Annotated in this window: 18 protein-coding genes; 10 read left to right on the top strand and 8 right to left on the bottom strand. The window is 70.7% G+C overall.

The genetic code is table 11. The features are described 5' to 3' along the window. The first annotated feature begins 33 nt into the window (after nt 1-33). Nucleotides 34-1,161, top strand: coding sequence for a vanadium-dependent haloperoxidase (locus U2P90_RS05855; RefSeq protein ID WP_322474179.1), 1,128 nt, complete (start codon nt 34-36; stop codon nt 1,159-1,161). Nucleotides 1,162-1,234: 73 nt separating this feature from the next. Here the strand turns inward: U2P90_RS05855 and U2P90_RS05860 are convergent, their stop codons facing one another. From U2P90_RS05860 to U2P90_RS05870, 3 genes are all read right to left on the bottom strand, one after another. Then, nucleotides 1,235-1,627 (bottom strand): hypothetical protein, encoded by a 393-nt coding sequence (locus U2P90_RS05860; protein WP_322474180.1) that lies wholly within the window; start codon nt 1,625-1,627, stop codon nt 1,235-1,237. A gap of 176 nt (nt 1,628-1,803) precedes the next feature. Next, nucleotides 1,804-2,673, bottom strand: a complete 870-nt coding sequence (locus U2P90_RS05865; RefSeq protein ID WP_380101522.1) for an SDR family oxidoreductase — start codon at nt 2,671-2,673, stop codon at nt 1,804-1,806. Between the two features lie 114 nt (nt 2,674-2,787). After that, nucleotides 2,788-3,546 carry an enoyl-CoA hydratase-related protein gene (locus tag U2P90_RS05870; RefSeq protein ID WP_295819174.1) on the bottom strand — a complete coding sequence of 253 codons (759 nt, stop codon included), beginning with the start codon at nt 3,544-3,546 and terminating at the stop codon, nt 2,788-2,790. A 108-nt stretch (nt 3,547-3,654) separates the two neighbouring features. On the opposite strand from U2P90_RS05870, the gene U2P90_RS05875 reads away from it, so the two are divergent. The 5 genes from U2P90_RS05875 to U2P90_RS05895 all read left to right on the top strand — a co-directional run bounded on the left by U2P90_RS05875 (nt 3,655) and on the right by U2P90_RS05895 (nt 9,751). Next, nucleotides 3,655-5,295 carry a sensor histidine kinase gene (locus U2P90_RS05875; protein WP_322474181.1) on the top strand — a complete coding sequence of 547 codons (1,641 nt, stop codon included), beginning with the start codon at nt 3,655-3,657 and terminating at the stop codon, nt 5,293-5,295. Continuing rightward, nucleotides 5,292-5,726, top strand: coding sequence for a response regulator (locus U2P90_RS05880; protein WP_295819179.1), 435 nt, complete (start codon nt 5,292-5,294; stop codon nt 5,724-5,726). The genes U2P90_RS05875 and U2P90_RS05880 overlap by 4 nt, the downstream gene beginning before the upstream one ends. Before the next feature lie 262 nt (nt 5,727-5,988). Further along, on the top strand, nt 5,989-6,708 hold the full coding sequence (gene lptB / locus U2P90_RS05885) for an LPS export ABC transporter ATP-binding protein (protein WP_416173943.1): 720 nt from the start codon (nt 5,989-5,991) through the stop codon (nt 6,706-6,708). A 12-nt stretch (nt 6,709-6,720) separates the two neighbouring features. Next, on the top strand, nt 6,721-8,505 hold the full coding sequence (locus tag U2P90_RS05890; RefSeq protein ID WP_322474183.1) for a DUF3084 domain-containing protein: 1,785 nt from the start codon (nt 6,721-6,723) through the stop codon (nt 8,503-8,505). A gap of 55 nt (nt 8,506-8,560) precedes the next feature. Next, nucleotides 8,561-9,751 (top strand): extracellular solute-binding protein, encoded by a 1,191-nt coding sequence (locus U2P90_RS05895; protein WP_322474184.1) that lies wholly within the window; start codon nt 8,561-8,563, stop codon nt 9,749-9,751. A 188-nt stretch (nt 9,752-9,939) separates the two neighbouring features. Here U2P90_RS05895 and U2P90_RS05900 read toward each other — a convergent pair whose 3' ends face one another. Beyond that, the gene (locus tag U2P90_RS05900; protein ID WP_322474185.1) at nt 9,940-11,148 is read right to left on the bottom strand and encodes a PLP-dependent aminotransferase family protein; all 1,209 of its coding nucleotides are present in this window, start codon (nt 11,146-11,148) and stop codon (nt 9,940-9,942) included. 104 nt (nt 11,149-11,252) lie between these two features. On the opposite strand from U2P90_RS05900, the gene fba reads away from it, so the two are divergent. From fba to U2P90_RS05920, 4 genes are all read left to right on the top strand, one after another. After that, nucleotides 11,253-12,170 carry a class II fructose-1,6-bisphosphate aldolase gene (fba, locus tag U2P90_RS05905; protein ID WP_322474186.1) on the top strand — a complete coding sequence of 306 codons (918 nt, stop codon included), beginning with the start codon at nt 11,253-11,255 and terminating at the stop codon, nt 12,168-12,170. Nucleotides 12,171-12,283: 113 nt separating this feature from the next. Next, a complete protein-coding gene (locus tag U2P90_RS05910; protein ID WP_322474187.1) occupies nt 12,284-12,994 on the top strand; it encodes a hypothetical protein in 711 nt (236 codons plus the stop codon). A gap of 151 nt (nt 12,995-13,145) precedes the next feature. Further along, complete coding sequence (locus U2P90_RS05915) at nt 13,146-15,929, top strand: S8 family peptidase (RefSeq protein WP_322474188.1); 2,784 nt, start codon at nt 13,146-13,148, stop codon at nt 15,927-15,929. Nucleotides 15,930-16,050: 121 nt separating this feature from the next. Continuing rightward, on the top strand, nt 16,051-16,464 hold the full coding sequence (locus U2P90_RS05920) for a CBS domain-containing protein (protein ID WP_295822263.1): 414 nt from the start codon (nt 16,051-16,053) through the stop codon (nt 16,462-16,464). A 19-nt stretch (nt 16,465-16,483) separates the two neighbouring features. Here the strand turns inward: U2P90_RS05920 and U2P90_RS05925 are convergent, their stop codons facing one another. The 4 genes from U2P90_RS05925 to U2P90_RS05940 all read right to left on the bottom strand — a co-directional run bounded on the left by U2P90_RS05925 (nt 16,484) and on the right by U2P90_RS05940 (nt 19,447). Next, nucleotides 16,484-16,867, bottom strand: a complete 384-nt coding sequence (locus U2P90_RS05925) for a hypothetical protein (RefSeq protein WP_322474189.1) — start codon at nt 16,865-16,867, stop codon at nt 16,484-16,486. A gap of 134 nt (nt 16,868-17,001) precedes the next feature. Then, the gene (locus tag U2P90_RS05930) at nt 17,002-17,928 is read right to left on the bottom strand and encodes a DnaJ C-terminal domain-containing protein (RefSeq protein ID WP_322474190.1); all 927 of its coding nucleotides are present in this window, start codon (nt 17,926-17,928) and stop codon (nt 17,002-17,004) included. A 40-nt stretch (nt 17,929-17,968) separates the two neighbouring features. After that, nucleotides 17,969-18,778 (bottom strand): VF530 family DNA-binding protein, encoded by an 810-nt coding sequence (locus tag U2P90_RS05935; protein WP_322474191.1) that lies wholly within the window; start codon nt 18,776-18,778, stop codon nt 17,969-17,971. A 6-nt stretch (nt 18,779-18,784) separates the two neighbouring features. Next, nucleotides 18,785-19,447 carry a nucleotide exchange factor GrpE gene (locus U2P90_RS05940; RefSeq protein WP_322474192.1) on the bottom strand — a complete coding sequence of 221 codons (663 nt, stop codon included), beginning with the start codon at nt 19,445-19,447 and terminating at the stop codon, nt 18,785-18,787. Nucleotides 19,448-19,485 lie beyond the last annotated feature (38 nt).

Raw genomic sequence — 19,485 nt, forward strand, 5'->3', positions numbered from 1 at the left:
GGCGCAGCGCCGGGGCAGGAGGAGGGCGGGAATATGCCGGATACGCCGAGCGTCACCTGGAACGACGCGGCCCTGGACGTCATCCGACGCGAGCGGCCCGAACCCGTGGCGGCGGCGCGTGTCCTGTACGCCCTGCATGCCGCGCTGTTCAGGACGTGGGTCGCCCACGATCCGCCGCCCGGCCCCCGCACCGGTGATACCTGGCAGGATGCCGAGCGCCACGACGCGATGGCCTGTGCCGCCTGGACGGTGCTGTGCGCAGCGTTTCCGGCGCATACCCCGGCCTTCACGCGCCGCCTGGAGGCCGCCGGCCTGTCGCGTCCAACCCGCGTCCCGGAACCGGGTTCGCCCGCCGCGGCCGGTCGCCTGGCCGACAGCGCCAGCGGTGGCCCGGACGACACGCTCTTTGCGCTGCGCCGACCGCTGCACGGCCAGTTCGCGCCACCGGTTCCCTGGGGCACGCCTGAATATCTGGAACAGGTGCGCGAGGTGCTCGCCTACAGTGCCGGCCTGACCGCCCAGCAGCAGGCTGCCGCACACTACTGGGCCGACGGCCCCGGCGGCGAGGGGGTGCCCGGATTGTGGACGGCGCTGGCCGCGCACGTGTCCAGGCGCGACGCGCACGCTCCGGATCAGGACGTGAAGATGTACCTGGTGCTGACCGGGGCGCTGCTGGACGCCAGTGCCGCGTGCTGGGCTGCCAAGGCGTGGTACGGCGCGGTGCGTCCGCAGTCGGCGGTTCGCGCCCTGCTGGGTGGCCGGATCGTGCGTGGGTGGGATCGGGCGGCCCACGGCGACGCCGCCTTTCCTGCCGATCGGTGGCAGCCGTATGTGGCGGCGCCCCCGTGGCCCGGCTACCCCAGCACCCACAGCACGCTGAGTGCCGCCGCCGCGCAGGTGCTGTGCATGTGGACCGGCAGCGACGTGTTCGGGGCGGGCGCGACCGTGACGGCCCGCACGACTCTGGGGCAGCCCCCCCTGCGCCTGAGCTGGGCGACCTTCACCGACGCGGCCGACGAGGCCGGACTGTCGCGCCGGTATGCGGGCGTGCAGTTCCGCGACGGAGATCTGGCGGGCCGCGCCGCCGGACGCCAGATCGGGCGGCTGGCGTTCCAGCACGCCCAGCGGCTCGTTCACCCCGGACTGCGCCCGGCCCCGTGAGCCGCCGGGCGGAACCAGGGCGCACCCCGCCCGGCCAGGTGGCGGGGCGGGGTGCCGGGGTGCAGGCGCGTGCTCAGTTGTACGCGGCGCCGTAGACGGGGATCGAGACGGTGGTGAGCACGGTGCTGCCCGACTTCACGGCGATTTCGGCCACGGCATTCACGTTGGAGGTGGTGTCGCTGCGCGCCACGGTGACGTACAGCAGGGCGGTCTGGGCCATGGTGTCCACGCTGTCCAGCGTGACCGTGGTGCCCGCCGGCAGACCGCTCACGGCGATGCTCAGGTCGCTGGGCACGCTGCCGCCCAGCGCCGAGAGGGGCACCTCGACGGCCATCCAGCTGCTCTCGGTCTGGAGGGCCGAGTATTCCTGTCCGCTGTCGTCCATGGCGTAGGTCTGGGGGGCGGCCAGGGCAGTGGTGGTGGCGAGGGTCAGGGCCGTCACGGCGGTCATCAGCAGCTTCTTCATGGTCTTCTCCTTGGTGTCCGGGTGCAGCTCCGTGGCCGCGTCCCGTCCTGACCAGAGGATGGCCGCGCCGCCCCAAGGCCCGTCGCAGGTCGGATGCAGACTTGTCGCAGAAAACGGCGCGAATTGTGAAGACCCCGCCGGTCGCATCCGGGCGGGGTCGCGCAAGCTGCGTCAGGTCAGGAGTTCGGCAGCGCTAGGCCCAGCTGCTGATAGGTCTGGTACTGCGGTGCGGCCCCGAGCATGTTCTGGCCGCCGTCCACCGGGAGGATCACGCCGGTCACGTAGCTGGCGGCGTCACTGACCAGGAACAGGGCGGCGTTGGCGATGTCCTGGGGCACCCCCATGCGGCCCAGCGGGACGCTGCCCGCCACCCGGCTGCGGCTCTGCTCATCGGGAGCCAGCCGCGCCATGCCCTCGGTGCCGTCGATGGGGCCGGGGATGATCGCGTTCACACGCACGCCGCGCAGGCCCCATTCGACCGCCAGGGTGCGGGTCAGCATGTCCACGCCGGCCTTGGCGGCGACCACGTGCGCCTGCATGGGCACCGGAATGCCGTAGGCGCTGATCGAGAGCACCGTGCCGCCCGGGGTCGTCAGGTGCGGGCTGGCGGCCTTGATGGTGTGGTACGTGCCGATCAGGTCGATCTCGACCACCGTCTTGAAGCCGTTCACGGAGATGCCGTCCACCGGGGCAGGGAAATTCCCGGCCGCGCCTGCCAGCACGATGTCGAAGTTCCCGTGGGCCGCCACGGCCTGCGCCACGGCGGCCTGCATGGCGGCGTAGTCACGCACGTCCGCGCTGACGCCCAGGGCCCGGCCGCCCGCGTCCGTGATGCCCTGCGCGGCGGCCTGTGCCTTCTCCAGATTGCGGCCCAGGATCGTCACGGCGCAGCCGTGGGCGGCGAAACTCTGTGCGATTCCCAGGTTGATCCCGCTGCCACCCCCCGTGATCAGGGCGTGTTTTCCGGCCAGCAGATCCGGGCGGAAGGTGGACTCGGGCGTGCCGGGAAGCAGCGTACCGACGGAGTGGGGGGGCATCTGGGTCATGGGGGCTCCTTGGGAGGGCGGAAGGTCGGAGGGGCGAGAGGGCCGAACGGTTCACGGTCTGGGGGCAGGAGCTTCGGAACCCGGGCGCAGCTCCGCGACCGGTGGACGGGATGGCTATCTCTTCAGGGCGCTCTGGCTCTTCAGGGCGTTCTGGAGGCCATCGACGGTCATGTGTCGCGCGTTCCAGGTCACGGCGTCGGCGAGGCTCCGGGCGTGGGGAAGGTCGTCATTGAGGATGCGCTTGGTGCCCTCCAGGGCCTGGGCGGGCAGGGTGGTCAGGTGGGCGGCGAGCTGATCCGCGCGGGCGAAGAGGGCGTCGGGCGTGTCCAGCACCTCGGTCACCAGGCCCCAGCGTTCGGCAGTCGCCGCGTCGATGGGCTCGGCGGTCAGGGCCAGGTGGGCGGCCCGGCCCTTCCCGATCAGTGCCGGCAGGCGTTGCAGTCCGCCCAGGTCGGCGGTGATGCCCAGCATGACCTCGGGCAGGCGGAAGCGGGCATCGCGGCTGCACACGCGCAGGTCGCACGCGGCGATCAGCTCCAGGCCCGCGCCGATGCACCATCCGTGTACGGCGGCGATCACCGGGATCCTCAGGGCCGCCAGCCCCTCGATGGCCGCGTGCATCTCCGCCACCACGGCGCGGAACCGTTCGGGGTCGCCCAGCGCCGGGCCGATACTGGCGGCGCTGGCCTTCACGTCCAGGCCGGCGCTGAACAGCTCCTCGCCGCGCACGATCAGCACGCGGGCAGTGCCCAGGCCGGTCAGGGCGCGGGGCACCTCGTCCCAGAAGTCTGGCCCCATGCTGCCCTTCTTGCTGGTGATGGTCAGGGTGGCGACCTCACCCGCATGGGTGAGCTTCACGCTCCGGAATGTCATGACCGGAGTGTACCGGGTTCAATCTGGCCTCCGGCGGGATCGTGCCGGGACGCAGCGTTGCGAGGAATCCGGCGGCCTGCGCCCGCAGCGGCCCCTAGAATGGGCGGGATGTCCGTATCCCCCCCCTCTCCGGCCGATCCCCTGCCGGCCCCCGGTCGACCCGCCGGGGTGCGGGAATGGCCCAGGGGAACGTCCCTCCAGGCGGTGCTGCTGCGGCCCCTGATCCTGCCCTTCGTGCTGATGCTCGGGGTGGGCGTGGCCGTGCTGCTGGGGGTCAACCACGCCGCACAGGCCCGCACGCTGGTGACCGACTCGCAGACCCGCCTGATCCTGATCAGTGCCATGGGCGCGGACATCGCCGGCATGGAGAACGGCGAGCGGGGCTTCGTCATCACGGGCGACCTTGACTTCCTCGAGCCGTACACCGAGGGCCGCCTGAAGTTCGCTGCCCACACCTACGCGCTGCGCGACCTGAGTCCGCCGGCGCAGCAGGAGCGGCTCTCCCAGGTGCAGGCCCTGGTCACCCGCTGGTTCACCGAGGCGGCGGAGCCCGAGATCGCGGCCCGGCGCACCTCGCCCACGCAGGCCACGGCGCTCGTGAGCAGGGGCAGCGGCCGGGATATCCTGAACCAGGCCCGCGCGGCCCTGGACGTCATGCAACTCGAGGAAAACACCCGCCTGAGCGCCGCGACCACCTCCAGTCAGGACACCCTGTACCGCGTGCGGCTGGTCACGATCGCCGGGCTGGGGCTGGGGGTGCTGCTGCTGCTGCTGACCGCGTGGCAGGTGGCCCGCTCCGTGACCGGCATCCTGAACCACCTGACGGACAGCGCCCGCCAGATCGCCGACGGGCAGTACCACCTGCGGCTGCCGGCGACCGGCGTGCGGGAACTCGCCAGCCTGGGCCGGCAGGTCGATGTCATGGCGGCGGCCGTGCAGCAGCGCGAGCACGCCCTGCACCTGGTCAACGGCCGGCTGGAGCGCAGCAACCGGGAGCTCGAACAGTTCGCGTATGTCGCCAGCCACGATCTCCAGGAGCCGCTGCGCACCATCGGCAGCTACACCGAACTGCTCGCCCGCCGCTACACGGGGCGCTTGGACGAGCGGGCCGACCAGTACATCGCCTTCACGACCGCCGCCACGGCCCGCATGAAGGCGCTGATCCAGGATCTCCTGGCGTACTCCCGCGTGCGCCAGGGCGAGCGCGCCACCTCGCCGGTCGATACGGCGGCCCTGGTGGACACCGTGGTCGCTGACCTGGCGACGCAGGTGCAGGCGACCGGCGGTCATATCGAGGCGCGCGGGCTGCCCGTGGTGGAGGCCAGCGTGGAACTGCTGCGGCACGTGTTCCAGAACCTGATCGGGAACGCCCTGAAGTTCTGTGCGCCGGGCCGCCCCCCGCACGTGACCGTGACGGCCACCCGGCAGGACACCCAGTGGGTGTTCAGCGTGCAGGACAACGGCATCGGCATCGAGCCGCAGTACCACGAGCGGATCTTCGGCGTGTTTCAGCGCCTGCACGGCATGGACGAGTATGCCGGCAGCGGGATCGGCCTGGCCGTAACCCGCAGCGCCGTGGAGCAGCTGGGCGGTACGCTGTGGGTGGACAGTGTGCCCGGACAGGGCAGCACATTCCAGTTCAGCGTGCCGGTCGAGTCCGGCATGTCAGGTGCTGGCGCTGCCGTGTCCCCGGCCATCCACCACGGCGCCCCCCACGGGCCGGCGGCCGGAGTCAAGGAGTCTGCATGAACGGCATTGAAATCCTGCTCGTCGAGGACAACCCGGCGGACGTCATGCTGACCCGCGAGGCCTTCGAGGAAGCGCAGTTCCCGCACCGGTTGCACCATGCCCGCGACGGCGTGGAGGCCCTGATGTTCCTGCGCCGGGAAGACCGCTTCGTGCAGGCGGTGCGGCCCGACGTGATCCTGATGGACCTGAACATGCCGCGCATGAGCGGCCTGGAGGTGCTGGATATCCTCAAGGCCGACGATGTGCTGCGCAGCATCCCGGTGATCGTCCTGACCACGTCGCGGGCCGAGACGGATATCTGGCGCAGCTACGACCTGCATGCCAACGCCTACATTCCCAAGCCGGTCAGTATCGCGGAGTTCGTGGACGTGGTGCGCACCCTGGGGAACTTCTGGTTCCACAAGGTCGCGCTCCCCCCCCGACGCCCCTGAAACGGACTCCGAGTGAATCCCGCTCATGTGCGGGTTCGATCCGAAGGGAGAGGGAGACAGTTCAGATCAGCGGGAGCGGGATGCGCATCGGGTTCGCTTCCGGATGAACGGGAACCGGACGAGATCCGTCTGACGGCGGGCCAGCCGGAATCAGGAATACCTCACCGGCCGCGCTGGACACGCATGCTACGCTGCCTGCGTGACCCTGAGCGTCTCCCCGGAACCCGCTGCGCCCACCCTGCCGCTCTCCCAGACGCGGCCGGTGCTGAGCGCCCAGGGGCTGGGCAAGAGCTACGGCCGCCGGGCGGTCGTGCGCAACGTGAACTTCACCGTGAATCCCGGCGAGATCGTCGCGCTGTTCGGCCCCAACGGCGCGGGCAAGACCACGACCTTCTATATGGTGGTCGGCTTCGTGCGGCCCGGTGCGGGCCGGATCACCCTGGGCGAGCGCGACCTGACCCACCTGCCCATGCACGAACGTGCCCGCCTGGGCCTGGGCTACCTGCCGCAGGAGGCCAGCGCGTTCCGCAAGCTCACGGCGCGCGACAACCTGCTGGCCATCCTGGAGTACCAGAAGCTCTCCCGACCCGAGCAGGAGGCCCGCGCCGACGCCCTGCTGGCCGAATTCGGTCTGACGCACCTGGCGGGCAGCTACGCGTATCAGCTCTCCGGTGGGGAGCGCCGCCGCCTGGAACTCGCCCGTGCGCTGACCACCGACCCCGACTACCTGCTGCTCGACGAGCCCTTCACCGGCGTCGATCCCAAGAGCATCCGCGACATCCAGCGCCTGATCCGCGACCTGCGTGACCGGCGCGGCATCGGCGTGTTCATCACGGATCACAATGTCCGCGAGACCATCGCCCTGACCGACCGGGTGTACCTGATGTTCGATGGAGACGTGAAGTTCGAGGGCACGCCCCAGCAGTTCGCGCAGGACGAGGACGTCCGCCGCCATTACCTCGGCGACGACTTCGAGCTGTAAGGGAGGCGCGCCGTGCTGTGGGTCTTTCTGGCATTCGTGGTGCTGCTCTCCGGGGTGGTCGCCTATGCCGCCGATACCATCGCCAGGAAGGCGGGGCGCAAGCACATCCGCTGGTTCGGCCTGCGGCCCAAGACGACCGCGCTGGTCGTGGCGGTGCTGTCCGGCATGGGCATCTCGGCCGCGAGCCTGACTGCCTTCCTGCTGCTGAACAAGAACGCCGTGGACGTGATCGCGGCGGCCGACCAGCTGCGTCCCCAGCTCGAGTCGCTGCGCCAGGAATATGCGGCGGCCCAGGACGACCTGAAGGCCGCCAGTGCCGAGCGCGACCGGGCCCAGAAGGAGGCGCAGCGGCTGGGGCAGCTGCAGGAGGCCGCGCAGCGTGACCTGCGGGCCACCCGCGCCGACCTGAGCGCCGCGCAGCAGGCCGAGCAGCGCCTGAAGGCCGAGACCGCAGGCCTCCAGGGCCGCGTGAAGACCCTGACCAGCACCATCGGCACACTGGAGACCCGCGCCACGCAGAACCGCACCAAGCTCCAGAACTCCGAGGCGGCCCTGAAGGCCAGCCGTGACCGTGCCCAGGCGCTGGATGCCCAGGTGCTGGACTTCCGTGCCCGGACAGCCCTGGCCCAGCAGGAGGCGCAGAACGCGCAGGACCGCGCCGCCGAGGTGCAGGCCCGTGCCGATCAGGCCCAGGCCCGCGCCGCGAGTGCCGAGGCTGCCGCCCGCGCGGCCCAGGCCCGCGCGACCCAGGTGCAGGCCCGCGCCGCGCAGGCCCAGACCGAGGCCCAGGTGGCCCTGGTCGCCGCGCAGGCCCAGGTGCAGGCGGCCCGCACCCAGGCGGCCGAGCTGCAGGTGCAGGTCGAGCAGCTCGGCACGTCCCGGCTGACCGCGCAGCGCAACCTGCAGGTGGCGACGGCCGCCCTGACCACGGCCCAGACCGCCCGCGCCCAGGCCGAGCGGCAGCGGCAGGCGGCCCAGCAGGCCCGCGACACCCTGGCGGCCGAGCGCACCCGCGTGGCCGCGCAGCGCGACCAGCTCGTCGCCGAGCGCGACCGCATCACGAAGCAGCGTGACCAGGCCCAGGGAGATCTGATCCTGCTGCAGCAGCAGCAGGTCAAGCTCAAGAGCAGCAACGACGCCCTGTCGCGGGAACTCGCCACCGCCCGCGCCACGCTGGGCCGCCTGCAGGACGAATACTCCAGCAGCCGCGCCGAGCTGAACGCCAGCCGCAACACCGACCTCACGTACCCGAAGAACGATCTGGTGTACGCGGCCGTGGTGCCCAGCGTGCGGAACCTCGACAGTTTCCTCAGGGACGCCGAGCGGGCCGCGCAGAACCGGGGGGCGCGGGGCACGCCCTCGGTGCGCCTGGCCTCCGGGGCCCGCTCGGCCCTGGAGACCAAACTGCGTGGCCTGAACGCCAGCACCTTCGTGCAGTGCCGCGCGGCCCAGAACGCCGCGCTGGGATTCCCGGTCGACCTCAGCTGCGACGCGCGTGCCAACAGCGTCCTGTTCCGGCAGGGCGAGGTCATCCGGCGGGTCAGCGTGAACCTGAAGGCCGAGCCGCGCGTCATCCAGGAGCAGATCAGCGAGCTGGTCAAGGACACCGTCGTGGACATCACCACGCGCGGTGTGCCCGGCGAGTACATCGCCAACCAGGGTCTGGATGTCACGGAGTTCATCAATCTGCTCACCCGACTGAATGCCCGCACCGACGCCACGGCCGTGGTCGGCATCGCGCCGCGGGCGGACGTGAAACCGAGCACCCGGGTGGAGCTGTACCCCAGATTGCCGTGAGCGTCCCCTGCACCGGGCCCAGAAGCCCGTCAGGCTGGGCCGCTAGACTCCATCCATGCGTGCCCTGCTGCCCCTGACCGCCCTCCTCGCCTCTGCCGCCCAGGCCGCGCCGCTGCGCCTGGAGTTCTGGCATGCCATGGGCGGCGTCAAGGACACCGTGGCCGGCTACGCACGCGACTTCAATGCGTCCCAGTCGGCGTACGAGGTCGTGGCGGTGTCACATGCGAACTACCGCGAGCTGCTGCCGAAGTTCCAGAGTGCCGTCCGGGAGGGCCGCGCTCCTGCCCTGGCACAGCTGGAGTTCACGCAGTGGCCCGCGCTGGCCGCCCAGGGTGACCTGACGGAGCTGAACCGTGCCGTGGAGGCCCTGCCCGACGCCCTGAGCGGCGACGTCTACCCGGCGGTGTGGAAATCCGGGCAGCTGGCGGGCAAGACCTATGGCCTGCCTTGGAACGTGTCGGTGCCGGTGCTGCTGTACAACGCCGGGGCGCTGCGCAAGGCCGGCGTGAGCTTCCAGAACACCTGGACGGCGCTGGAGACGGCCAGCCGCACGCTCGCCACCGGGGGCCGCCGTCCGCTCATTGCGGCGGCCGATGCATGGACCTTCGAGGCCAATGTCCTGTCGCGCGGCGGGGCGCTGGCCGAGGGCAGCCGGCCCACGCTGAACAGCCCGGAGGCCATCCTGGCCCTGACCCAGCTGGCCCGCATGAGCGCCGCCGGGCTCGCGCAGCCGCGCACGCTGGACGACGCGACCCGTGGGGCCTTCGATTTCGCCCGTGGGCAGAACCTGTTCGTGCCGGCCAGCGTCGCCAACTGGAACGATGCCCGGCGCCTGCCGTTCTTCACCCTGGGGGTCGCGCCGTTTCCATGCGAGAAGTCTGGCTGCACCGTCCCGCTGGGTGGCGCGGTGCTGAGCGTGCCGCGCGGCACGACGGCCGCCGCACAGGCCGGGGCCGTGGCGTTCTGGCAGTACCTGATGGAACCGGCCCGCCTGAGCGGCTGGATCCAGACCACCGCGTACGCGCCCCCGCGCCGCGCCGTGGTGCCGCTGCTGGACGGGTGGTACACGCAGAACCCGCAGCTGCGCGCCGCCCACGCCCAGATGACCCGCGCGGTGCCGCGCCCGACCGTGCCCGCGTATGCCCGCTGGACGGCGCTGATCGAGCAGGCGATCACGCGGGCCACCACCGGTCAGGTCAGTGCCAGGGTCGCGCTGGACGATGCCCAGCGTGAGGCGCTGCGGTAGCGCCAGGAGCCGCACGCACTGATCACGCCGCGATCACGCCCGGCGCCGTACCCTGAGGCTGCACGGGCCTGAGGACACCACAGCTCCTCAGCGCGTGCGGCTCCCGGGGGGGAGTGGATGCAGCACACCACGCGGGAACGGTCGGGGGGCCGTTCCCGCGTGGATCGTGGATGCTCTGGCCGGGACGATCAGGCCAGCGCGTCCCGGACGGTGTCGCCCAGCGCCCGGATGCCCGTCTCGATCTGCTCTGGTGTGGCCGTGCAGTAGCTCAGGCGCATGGTGTTCTCGCCGCCGCCCAGCGCGTAGAAGGGACGGCCGGGCACGTACGCGACCCTGCGCTCGACCGCGCGGGGCAACATGGCCTGGGTGTCGAGCCCTGCCGGCAGCGTGACCCACAGGAACATGCCACCCTCGGGGACGGTGTGGTGCACGCCTGTCGGAAAATCGGCGGCGATCCGGGTCATCATGTGCCGCGCCCGCTCGCCGTAGGCCGCCTTCACGGTCTCGATCTGGCGCGGCAGGATGGGCAGCAGTTCCGTGATGACCATCTGGTTCAGGGTGGGCGTGTGCAGGTCCGCGCCCTGTTTGGCCTGGATCAGTTTCTGGATGACCGGCCGGGCGGCCTGCACCCACGCGTCGCGCAGGCCCGGCACCAGGGTCTTGCTGAACGAACTGCTGTAGATGACATGGTTCCGGTCGACGTCGCCCGCGAGTTCCAGGCCCAGCGCGTACAGGCTGGGCAGGGCCTCGCCGGTGAAGCGCAGCGCTCCGTACGGATCGTCCTCGATGACCAGCACACCGTACTGCGCCGTGAGTTCGACCAGCCGGCGGCGGCGGGCGAGGTTCAGGGTGCGTCCCGTGGGGTTCTGGAAATTGGGCACGGCGTACAGCAGCTTGGCCCGCGTGGTCTTCAGGATGTCCTCCAGCGCATCCACGTCGATGCCGCCGTCATCGGTCGGGAGCTGCACGTAGTTCGGCAGGTACGGCTGGAAGGACTGCAGGGCACCCAGGTACGTGGGAGCCTCGACCAGCACCGTGTCGCCCTCGCTGATCAGGATCTTGCCCAGCAGATCGAGCCCCTGCTGGCTGCCGGTCACGATCTGCACGTTGCTGGCGGGAATGCCGCCCTGCGCGGCGATCCACTCACGCAGCGGCAGGTGACCCTCGGTGGTCGAGTACTGCAGTGCGGCCGGGCCGGCGGTGTCCAGCACCCGGGCGGTGGCCGCCTTCACGTCGTCCAGCGGGAACAGTTCCGGCGCGGGCAGGCCCCCGGCGAAGCTGATCACGTCCGGCTGCTGCGTGACCTTCAGGATCTCGCGGATGGCGCTGGCGGTCATGCCACGCACGCGTGTGGCGAAGGCCGCCTGGAAGTCCAGGGAGGGAAGCGTGGAGGTCATGTCCGTCATCCTACGCTGCCACCCGCAGGCCGCAGCGGGCTGGACGTATCCGTTCGGCCCGTCAGGGTGGACGGGTACACTGTCAGGGCTCAAGGAGGCACAGCATGCTCGTCACCGGTAATGACATCCTGGTTCCCGCCCGCGCCGGCAAGTATGGCGTCGGCTCGTTCAACACCAACAACATGGAGATCACGCAGGCGATCATCCACACCGCCGAGAAGCTCCGTAGTCCGGTCATGGTGCAGATGTCCGAGGGTGCCATCAAGTACGGCGGACAGGATCTGGCGAACATCGTCATCGATCTCGCGCAGCGGGCCACGGTGCCGGTCGCGCTGCACCTGGACCACGGCAGCTCCTACGAGTCGGCGCTGAAGGCGATCAAGATGGGCTTCACGAGCATCATGATCGACGCCTCGCACCACGGCTTCGACGAGAACGTCCACGAAACGAAACGGGTCGTGGAGGCCGCGCACGCCATGGGTATCAGCGTGGAGGCCGAACTCGGTCGCCTGGGCGGCATCGAGGAGCACATCGTCGTGGACGAGAAGGACGCCTTCCTGACCGATCCCGAGGAGGCCGTGCAGTTCGTCGAGCAGACCGGCACCGACTACCTGGCCATCGCCATCGGCACCAGCCACGGCGCGTTCAAGGGCAAGGGCCGGCCGTACATCGATCAGGCGCGTATCGTGAAGATCGGTGAACTGCTGGGTGTCCCGCTGGTCGCGCACGGCAGCAGCGGCGTACCGCAGGAGATCGTGGAGCGCTTCCGCGCCGCCGGCGGGCAGATCGGCGACGCCGCCGGCATCGCGGACGACGACCTGAAAGAGGCGTGCCAGCATGGCATCGCCAAGGTCAACGTGGACACCGATCTGCGGCTGGCGAGCACCGTGGGCATCCGTGAGGCGCTCGCGGCGAATCCCAAGGAATTCGATCCCCGCAAGATCTTCGGGCCGGCAAGAGATGTGATGGCCCAGGTCATCGAGCACAAGATGCGTGTGCTGGGCAGCGTCGGCAAGGCCTGAAGCACGCCCTGACCCGACGCCCCGAGGCCGGACTCCGGCCCCCCCCACGCCCCCACTGATCCCCCGCCGCGCTGCGGGGAATTCTCACCCGGCCGCCTTATGCTCGCTACTGCATGAAGGCGGCCTTTTTCCTGCTCCCACTGTTGCTCCTGAGCGCCACTCCAAGCGCCCAGGGCAGTCCTGCCATGCCGCCGCTGGCCAGCGGGTGGCAGGCCCGGCTGTCGTCCATGCTGCCGGGAGCAGGGCAGCCCGCGGACATCATGAGCCGGCAGCCGAGTATCTCGGTGGTGGATCTGCAGCGCCGGGTGGTGAACGTGCAGGGCGATCCGGCCGCGCTGAACCGGGTGCTGTCGGACGTACAGAGCGGTGTGAAACCCACCTACGACAAGCGCCTGAACATCACGCCGGACGAATTCGCACGGTATCTGGTGTTCCAGCAGGTGCTCAAGCCGGCGGGCCGGAGCATCCGGCTGCCGGTGGCGCGCGACGCGAGCCGCGTGAGTTTCGGGGACACGGCCGACCTCAGGGGCGTCCTGAAAGGCGTGTATATCGACCTCAAGACCGGCGAGGTGCACAGCCCGGAGGGCTACTCGGCGCGGCCTGTGAACGTGCCGCCCAGCCTGGCCCCGGACAGCACGTTGCGGGTGTTGAACGGCTTCCTGTGGAAGGTCAAGGGCAACGACTCGCGGGTCGGCACCGGCGTGAACGGCACCCTGAACCTGCTGCAACTCGAGGACGGGCAGATCATCCTGAGTTACAAGCGCACCAGCATGATCAGAAATGTCCTGAACCAGGGCGAGATCATCCTGCGCTACCGCCGCTGAGCACCGTTGCCCGGCCACTGTGCCGTGGCGGCAGCGCCCGGTTCATCCCCCCCAGCGGCCCCCATCAGTCTGATGACCCCCTGACCCCGGTTCAAGGGTTCCTCACGTGACATTCAGGGCGGGTCACGCGCGGCCCGCTACGCTGACGTTCATGAGAATCCCAATCCCCAGGCCACCGTTCTCCCGACCGGGGGCCCTGCTGCTCGGTGCCGCCCTCCTGGCGGCCAGCGCGTCCACGGCGGGCGCGGCCGGCCTGTCCCCGACCCTGCTGGAACGTGCCCGGCGCGGTGACCAGACGCAGGTGGGCGTGATCGTCCGCTTTGCCTTCGGCAATGACCAGCGGGGCCGCGCCCAGCTGAAGAACCTGCGCGGGCAGCTGGTCAGTCGTCTGAACCAGTTCGGCCCGGCTGCCGGGTTCATCAACCAGGCGCTCAAGTCCGGCACGGCCACGCAGCTGTGGCTCGACCAGAGCATCTACCTGCCGCTCACGCCTGTGCAGGCCCGTGCCCTGGCGGCACTGCCCTTCGTGACAGACGTGTTCGAGAACTTCAAGGTGCAGATTCCCGCCCCCCAGCGGGCCCGGGCGCTCAGTGCGTCGGCCGCCGCCGCCGGGGAGCCGTGGCACCTCGCGAAGATCGGCGCGCCGCAGGCGTGGGCCGCCGGCTTCAAGGGCCAGGGCATCAAGATCGGGCACCTGGATTCCGGGATCGACGCCAGCCACCCGCAGCTGTCCGGCAAGGTCGTGGCCTTCGCCGAATTCAATGCGGCGGGCGACCGCGTGAACAGCCAGCCGCACGACACCACCAACCACGGAACCCACACCGCCGGCCTGCTGGTCGGCAGCACCGTCGGCGTGGCCCCCAGCGCGAAGGTCATCAGCGCCCTGGTGCTGCCCAACAACGAGGGCACCTTCGCCCAGGTGATCGCCGGCATGCAGTATGTCCTCGACCCCGACAACAACGCCGATACCGATGACGGCGCGGATGTCGTGAACATGAGCCTGGGCATTCCCGGCACCTACGACGAGTTCATCGTGCCGGTGCAGAACATGCTCAAGGCCGGAGTGGTGCCGGTCTTCGCCATCGGGAACTTCGGCCCGGCCGGCGGCACCACCGGCAGCCCGGGCAACCTGCCCGACGCCGTCGGTGTGGGCGCGGTCGGTCAGGACGGTCAGGTGGCGAGCTTCAGCTCCCGCGGGCCGGTCACGTGGAACAGCACGATCAAAGGTACCTTCACCAAGCCCGACATCGCCGCGCCGGGTGTGGAGATCACCAGCGCGTTCCCCGGCAACCAGTACGGTGCCCTGAGCGGCTCCTCGCAGGCCAGCCCCATCGCGGCGGGCGCGGTCGCCCTGATGCTGTCGGCCAAGCCGGGCACCGGTGTGGACGCGATCAAGAACGCGCTGTACACCAGTGCCAGCAACGCCTCCAGCAAGAACAACAACGTCGGCTACGGCCTGATCAGCGTGCCCGGCGCGATGGGCAAACTCGGCGTGAACGTGAACGCCTCGGCTCCTGCGCCCACACCTGCCCCCGCCCCGACGCCGACTCCAGCCCCTGCTCCCACACCAACGCCTACGCCAGCTCCGTCACCTGCTCCTGCCCCGACGCCGACTCCTGCTCCGACTCCGGCACCTGCTCCTGCACCGGCCAAGAAGCCGACCGGCCCCGCCGGCTACGACCTGTGTGCGCTCGAAGGTCAGCCGTGCAAGTTCACTGGCCAGCGTCAGGCGGCCTTCGGCACCGACGGCAAGTTCCTGACCGGCACCGCCACCAACGGCTTCACCTGCTCGGTGGCCGAGTGGGGCCGTGACCCCGCCCCCGGCCTGACCAAGGGCTGCTTCATCAAGCCCGTGGCGGCCCAGCCGGCCCCGACGCCTGCACCTACCCCCGCTCCGACGCCCACGCCAGCCCCGGCTCCGGCGAAACAGCCCACTGGCCCGGCCGGCTACACGCTGTGCTCGCTGGAAGGCCAGCCCTGCAAGTTCACGGGTCAGCGTCAGGCCGCGTTCGGTACGGACGGCAAGTTCCTGACCGGCACCGGCACCGACGGCTTCAACTGCACCGTGGCCGAATGGGGCCGCGATCCGGCGCCCGGTCTGACCAAGGGCTGCTTCATCAAGCCGGTGAGCGGCCAGCCTGTTCCCGCGCCGGCCCCCACCCCGGCACCCGCGCCCACGCCCGGCGGCAACGCGGGCGGCCGGCCCACCGTGCTCCTGATCGACGACGACATGGGCCAGGGAGCCGACGTGACGGCAGCGCTGCGTGACGCCATCAAGGCCAACGCGGCCACCGGCGGCGCCTTCGTGTTCAACACGCAGACCCAGGGCCAGGTGCCCCTCAGCGAACTCCAGCGCGCCGACATCGTCATCTGGGCGAGCGGCGAGGCATACCAGAACACCATCACCGCCGCCGACCAGAACACCCTGCGGCAGTACCTGTCCCGTGGTGGCCGGGTCATCGTGACCGGCCAGGACATCGGCTTCGATATCGGCAGCAGCGACTTCTACCGCACCACCCTGAAGACGCAGCTGCTCGCGGATTCCAGCGGCATCGCGAAGTTCGTGACGCGCGGTATGCTCGGCAGCGCGTCGTACACCCTGAATGCCGGCGGCAGCGCCGCCAACCAGTACTACCCGGATGTGATCGCGGATCTGAACGGCAGCTACGTGGCGGCGTCCTGGGGCACCGCGAACGCCACGGCGCAGAGCATCAAGGCGCAGAGCCTGCGTCAGGACGGCAATGGCACCCGCGCCAGTGCCAAGGCGAACGGCCCCCGGATCAGTGCGCAGGAGGCCCGGGACAACGCCGGCGCGATCGTCGTGAACGATGCCGGCAGCTACCGCACCATCACCATGGGCTTCGGGCTCGAGGGCCTCGCGCCGGCCCAGCAGAACAGCCTGCTGCGCGCTGCCTTCGACTGGCTGATGAAGTAACGGCCACGCGGCACGGTGGGGGAGGGCCTGGGATCAGGTGCCTCCCCCTGTGCGCTGCTTTCCCAGCCTTCCTTGATCCTCCTGCCACCTGCACCGCGCTGCCCCCGGTCACACTGCGGCCATGACGAAGCTCTCGGACATCATGACCATGCAGCTCACCACCACCGATGCCCAGGCCACCCTGAAAGAGGTCGCGGGCCTGATGGCGCAGGAGGACATCGGCAGTGTCCTGATCATGGACGGTGACCACCTGCGCGGGATCATCACGGACCGGGACATCGTCGTGCGGGCGGTGGCCTTCGGGCACGACTTCGGCACGCCCGTGACCGACTACACGACTGGCGACGTGTACACCATGGACGCCGATACCGACGTAAAGGACGCCGCGCGGGAGATGGCGGCGCGCCAGATCCGGCGTCTGCCCGTGACCCGTGACGGCCGGGTCGTGGGGATCGTCAGTCTGGCCGACCTCGCGAACCTGGAGGGCAGCAGCGCCGACCAGACCGCACTGGAGGGCATCAGCAAACCGAGCTGAGCGCCCCCGTCCTGCCGTCTCACCGCCGGCGCCGTGCCATGAGCACGCCCGCGGCCAGCACGCCCAGGAGCAGTTCCCAGACCTCCACGCCCAGGCCGGTCAGCCGTTCGAGGCCCGTGACCGCCATGACCGCCGCGATCACCACCCACACGGCCAGATTGCGCGGGACGCGGCCTGCTGTGCGCCATACCTGCACGGCGTGAAGGACGGCCACGATCAGCGGGAGGATCAGCACGGCGGCCCACGCCCGGCCGGCCACGGCAGCGGTCGCTTCGGGAGCGAACCGTCCCAGGAGCAGCGAGCCCGCACCCAACAGCAGCGCGGTGGCCACGAGGGTCGAGCGCGGCACGCGGCCGGTCGTGGAGTGATCAGGGCGGGGAGTGGGGGAGCGCATCTCATTCATGGCCCCAGGATGCCCGTGCGGGCGTCGCCGCCCCAGTGCCGGGTGTCAGGGCCGGGACATGACAGACGTCACCCCTGGAGCACACGTGAACGCCCGCCCGGCGTGATGCGCGGGCGGGCGTCCGGTCGTGGTGCTCACTGTGCCAGGTCGCGCAGCTGCCGGTACAGCTCCTTCTCCTCGTCCGTCAGGGACTTGGGCACGGTCACGTTCAGGCGCACGTAGAGGTCGCCGCGGGTGCCGTCCTTGCGCGGCCAGCCCTGCCCGCGCAGACGCATGCGCCGCCCGCCACTGGAGCCTGCCGGGACGCTCAGCTGCCCCGCCCCACCGCTGATGGTCTGCACCTTCACGTCGCCGCCCAGCGCCGCCACGGGCGCGGGCACGTCCACGCTGGTCGTCAGGTGGTCGCCGTCCAGCTCGAAGCGGGCGTCCTCCAGCACGCGGATGGTGAGCAGCACGTCGCCGCCGCCGGGGCCCTGGCCGGCCAGCCGCAGCCGGGCCCCGTCGCGGGTGCCGGCCGGGACGCGCAGCGACAGGCGCTTGCCGTCCACGTTGATGACCTCGTCGCTGCCGGCGTAGGCCTCCTCCAGCGTCACCTGGAGTTCGCCCTCCACGTTCTGCACGAACCGCCTTCCGCCGCCCAGGCCCCCGCCGCCCAGCAGGTCGTCCAGGTTCACCTGCTGCCCGGCCGGGTTGCGGAAGCCCCCGGTCGCCGCCGCGCCGCGCCCCCCCATGCCGAACAGGCCCTGGAAGAAGTCGCTGAACTGGCTGGGGTCGAAGCCCGAGAAGTCCCCGCCCTGGAAGCCGCCGGCTCCGCCCGGGCCGCCGTACCCGGGCGGCACCTGCCCGGTGTGCCCGAACTGGTCGTACACCTTGCGCTTCTCCGGGTCGCTCAGCACCGCGTACGCCTCGCCGATCTCCTTGAAGCGCTCGGCGGCCCGCTCGTCGCCGGCGTTCTTGTCCGGGTGGTACTGCTTGGCGAGCTTGCGGTACGCGCTCTTGATGTCCGCCTCGGACGCGCTGCGGGGCACGCCCAGGACGTCGTAGTACTCCTTGTAGGCCATGCGAACCTCCCTGCGGTCGGTGGTCTGGGTGTGTGAGGGTCTAGAGATCTGAGGGGCTGGGGGGTGGAGTATTCGGCGGGTTCAGCTTGTTCACGAAGGCGCGCAGGCCGTAGGCATGAGCGATCGAGAGGGCCGTGTTGCCGCGGGCGTCAGCGCGCGAGGCGTCGGCTCCGGCGGCCAGCAGGGCGTCCAGCACGTCGGTGCGCGGCGCGCGGCGCTTGCCGCGGTAGGCCTGCCCCTCCACGTCGGTGGTGTGCAGCAGCGGCGGCCAGAAGCGTGCGTCGTCCGCGTCCGCCCCGCGGCGCAGCAGGTCGCGGACGAACGCGGGGTCGGCGTCCCGGTCGATGGCGAGACTCAGCAGGGGCAGCGGCGCGTGGTCGGGCCAGTGGTTCACGTCCTCCACCCCCTCCAGCAGCGGGCGCAGTACACCCGCCAGCCGCTCGTCGTCCGCCGGGAGGTGCCGCAGCGCCCAGCCGAGCGCGCCGTGCACCCGCGCCTGGCTCATGGTGCCCGACGCCAGCAGCCGCGTGAACTCCGCGGTGTCGCCGCGCTTGAGCGCCAGCGTCAGGGGGTTGCCCTCCTCGCGCCGGGTCAGCCGCCGGAACTCCTCCTCGACCTGCTCGCGCGCCCACGGCGTCTTGCGCAGGAACTTCAGGCTGCTCGTCACGCTCGGGTCGCTCTGGAAGCAGCGCACCGGGATGCGCCGCGCCAGCTCCTCCCACCCGTACTCGGCGTGCAGCTTCTCCACGAGGTGCTGGAGGGTGACGCCGTGCAGGGGATCGCGGGACAGAGCCTGCACGGCGGACACCGGCACGCCCTCCATGCCGCTCCGCCGCTCGCCGTCACCCATGCCCCATCACCCCCTGCGGCTCACGACCACACGCGCCGGGCGCACCAGGCGGTCGCCCATGCGGAAGCCCAGCTGGTAGACCTGCACGATCACGTCGTCCTCGTCGCCCTGGACGACCTGCAACGCCTCGTGCCACTGCGGGTCGAAGGCCTCGCCGACCTTGCCGGTCGCCTCCAGGCCCAGCCCCGCGAATACGCCCAGCACCTTGCCCTGCACGGCCTGCATCCCCGGCACGAGCTTCGCCGGGTCGTCGCTCACCATGCTCAGGGCGCGGTCGATGTCGTCGTACACGGGCATCAGGGCCTCGGCGGCCTTGCTGATTCCCTGGCCCTGCGCGGCGGCCACGTCCTGCTGCGTGCGCGTGCGGTAGCCCTCGAAGTCCGTGGCGAGTCGGCTGAGCTTGACCTTCAGGTCGGTGTTCTCCTGCTCCAGCTCGTCGGCCTTCTGGAGCCTAGCCATCATCTCCTGCACCTGCCCGAACATGTTCTCGTCCATGCCGGGGAAGGCGGTGTCGACGTCCTCTTCGAGGTTGTCCGTGTCGGTCTCGGGCACGTCGAGGTCGGCCTGAACTTCACCGGTCTGCGCGTCAATGGTCTTGGGGTCGGTCTCGGTGCTCGCACCGTTCTTGGTGTGGTCGTCGGTCATGGGTTTACCTCGGCGTCGGAACATTGCGCTCAGCATAGGCGCGGGCGGGCGCGCGGCGCGGC

The organism is Deinococcus sp. AB2017081 (genome assembly GCF_034440735.1).
Lineage (GTDB): Bacteria > Deinococcota > Deinococci > Deinococcales > Deinococcaceae > Deinococcus > Deinococcus rufus.

Coding starts and splice junctions, on each gene's coding strand:
- U2P90_RS05855 (WP_322474179.1), top strand. CDS start 34: ATGCCGGATACGCCGAGCGTCACCTGGAACGACGCGGCCCTGGACGTC.
- U2P90_RS05860 (WP_322474180.1), bottom strand. CDS start 1,627: ATGAAGAAGCTGCTGATGACCGCCGTGACGGCCCTGACCCTCGCCACC.
- U2P90_RS05865 (WP_380101522.1), bottom strand. CDS start 2,673: ATGACCCAGATGCCCCCCCACTCCGTCGGTACGCTGCTTCCCGGCACG.
- U2P90_RS05870 (WP_295819174.1), bottom strand. CDS start 3,546: ATGACATTCCGGAGCGTGAAGCTCACCCATGCGGGTGAGGTCGCCACC.
- U2P90_RS05875 (WP_322474181.1), top strand. CDS start 3,655: ATGTCCGTATCCCCCCCCTCTCCGGCCGATCCCCTGCCGGCCCCCGGT.
- U2P90_RS05880 (WP_295819179.1), top strand. CDS start 5,292: ATGAACGGCATTGAAATCCTGCTCGTCGAGGACAACCCGGCGGACGTC.
- U2P90_RS05895 (WP_322474184.1), top strand. CDS start 8,561: ATGCGTGCCCTGCTGCCCCTGACCGCCCTCCTCGCCTCTGCCGCCCAG.
- U2P90_RS05900 (WP_322474185.1), bottom strand. CDS start 11,148: ATGACCTCCACGCTTCCCTCCCTGGACTTCCAGGCGGCCTTCGCCACA.
- fba (WP_322474186.1), top strand. CDS start 11,253: ATGCTCGTCACCGGTAATGACATCCTGGTTCCCGCCCGCGCCGGCAAG.
- U2P90_RS05910 (WP_322474187.1), top strand. CDS start 12,284: ATGAAGGCGGCCTTTTTCCTGCTCCCACTGTTGCTCCTGAGCGCCACT.
- U2P90_RS05915 (WP_322474188.1), top strand. CDS start 13,146: ATGAGAATCCCAATCCCCAGGCCACCGTTCTCCCGACCGGGGGCCCTG.
- U2P90_RS05920 (WP_295822263.1), top strand. CDS start 16,051: ATGACGAAGCTCTCGGACATCATGACCATGCAGCTCACCACCACCGAT.
- U2P90_RS05925 (WP_322474189.1), bottom strand. CDS start 16,867: ATGAATGAGATGCGCTCCCCCACTCCCCGCCCTGATCACTCCACGACC.
- U2P90_RS05930 (WP_322474190.1), bottom strand. CDS start 17,928: ATGGCCTACAAGGAGTACTACGACGTCCTGGGCGTGCCCCGCAGCGCG.
- U2P90_RS05935 (WP_322474191.1), bottom strand. CDS start 18,778: ATGGGTGACGGCGAGCGGCGGAGCGGCATGGAGGGCGTGCCGGTGTCC.
- U2P90_RS05940 (WP_322474192.1), bottom strand. CDS start 19,447: ATGTTCCGACGCCGAGGTAAACCCATGACCGACGACCACACCAAGAAC.